Below are 1,640 nucleotides of genomic sequence, written 5' to 3'. Positions count from 1 at the left end.
GGAAAGGATTGCAAAAGACCCGTCTGTAAAGGGCTACAATGACCTTGACGAGTTATTTGCTGACCTGAAAAGATGAAAGAAACCAAATATACCGTCAAGTACACGACCAGTTTCAAAAAAGACTACAAACGAGCCATCAAGCGTGGCTTGAAGATCGAACTGCTGGAGCAGGTCGTAGCATTGCTGGCAATGGGCGAACCGCTGCCGGATAAGAACCGCGACCATGACCTGTCCGGCGATTGGGCAGGCCATCGGGAATGTCATATTCTCCCGGACTGGCTGCTTGTCTATCGCATAGAGGATGATATTCTGGTGCTGACGCTGGCCCGCACCGGCACACACAGCGACTTGTTCGGCAAATAAACAGTCTGCCGCCGTATGGGGAAACCTGTACGGCGGTTTTTCTGTATGCAAAGGTATGTCGTGAAACGCGACGCACTTGACAGGGGTACGCCAAAACGCGGTAGCCTTTACCGCTCCGGCCCACGGTCGTGAGACTTGTCCCGTTCCTGTCTGGACAGCTGCTCGGCGGTTTTGCGGAGCCGTTCCACTGCTTTCAAATCCTCCCGCATGGCTTTCATGGCAAGCGTGTCCGTCTGCTTTCCAGCGGCCAGCTGGTCAATTTCCAGCTGCCATGCCTTTGGGGTGATTGCCTCGCCGCTGTCTTTCAGTTCTTTCAGATACCGGGCCGCTGCGTCATACAGAATCAGTTCCCGGCTGTGGCGCTGTTCAAACTGTTCCCGTTTTTCCGGCTTTACTTTGGCAAGCTGCTTGTGGATGGACTTGTACTGGTTGTACTGTTCCCACATCTCCCCGCGTTCGGTAAGAATGGCGATCCGGCGCTCGGCCTTGACGATCTTTCCCCGCAGGTCATAGTAACGGCTGTTCATATCAGCGATTTTTTCATGAAGCTGCTGCATAGACTGGATGCCGTTTGCCTGCAAAAAGCTGAATAGTGCAGCGCTTTCCTGCAAAGCCCGGATTTTGCCGGTGCGGGTGTGGGGAGCGTTCAACTGCTGCTGGGCCTCCCACAAGGCGGTCAAGCTGCTTTGCTGCGTTTGTGGTTTTTCCGTTTCGGCTTTCGACCAGCGATAAAGACGGGTAATGCGGGCTTTAATTTCTTTCAGCAGTTTGTTGTCGGCGGCGATCTGCCGGTTTACTTCCCCCTTGTCGGTGCGGATACCGCGCTTTTCCATTTGGCTGGCAGCTGGCCCCAGATGGACAGAGGGGATTTTATCAATGCCCTGCCGCTTGTAGCTGCGGTGGTCAATGCGCTCCGGTCTACCGGCAGATTCCAGCGCCCGGTTGGTGCAGGCCGCCCACACCGCCCGCCAAATCTCCACATTTCCTTTATCGTTCCAGTCGGTTGTATCCACTCTGTGATTTTTCCAACCGCCTTTCCCATCCGGGATACGCTGTCCATTCTCGTCCAGATCGTATGCCTTGCGGCACTTTGCGCCCCACTGTCCATTTTCTTTCAAAGGCCGGAGCGTCAGCATGATATGGACATGAGGATTGCCTGTTCCCTTGTCATGGATAGCAAAGTCGGCGCACATTCCTTTGTCTACAAAGTTGTCCTTCACATAGGCACGCACAAGGGCAAGCTGTTGTTCGCCGGACAGTTCACGGGGCAAAGCTGC

The 1,640-nt window shown here is 54.5% G+C and carries 2 protein-coding genes and 1 pseudogene; 2 read left to right on the top strand and 1 reads right to left on the bottom strand.

Annotated elements, in window-relative coordinates; translation table 11 throughout:
- A pseudogene (locus H8S44_RS16055) lies at window positions 1-76 on the top strand (type II toxin-antitoxin system RelB/DinJ family antitoxin); the annotation flags it as partial.
- The gene (locus tag H8S44_RS16050; protein ID WP_186997563.1) at window positions 73-363 is read left to right on the top strand and encodes a type II toxin-antitoxin system YafQ family toxin; all 291 of its coding nucleotides are present in this window, start codon (window positions 73-75) and stop codon (window positions 361-363) included. The pseudogene H8S44_RS16055 and the gene H8S44_RS16050, both read left to right, overlap by 4 nt.
- Window positions 364-470: 107 nt before the next feature.
- Here the strand turns inward: H8S44_RS16050 and H8S44_RS16045 are convergent.
- Window positions 471-1,640 (bottom strand): MobA/MobL family protein (locus tag H8S44_RS16045; RefSeq protein ID WP_186997562.1); only part of this gene is annotated, 1,170 nt, incomplete at its 5' end.

The organism is Anaerosacchariphilus hominis (assembly GCF_014290175.1).
Classification (GTDB): Bacteria; Bacillota; Clostridia; order Lachnospirales; family Lachnospiraceae; genus Laedolimicola; species Laedolimicola hominis.
This window is presented reverse-complemented; position numbering and strand designations above follow the sequence as displayed.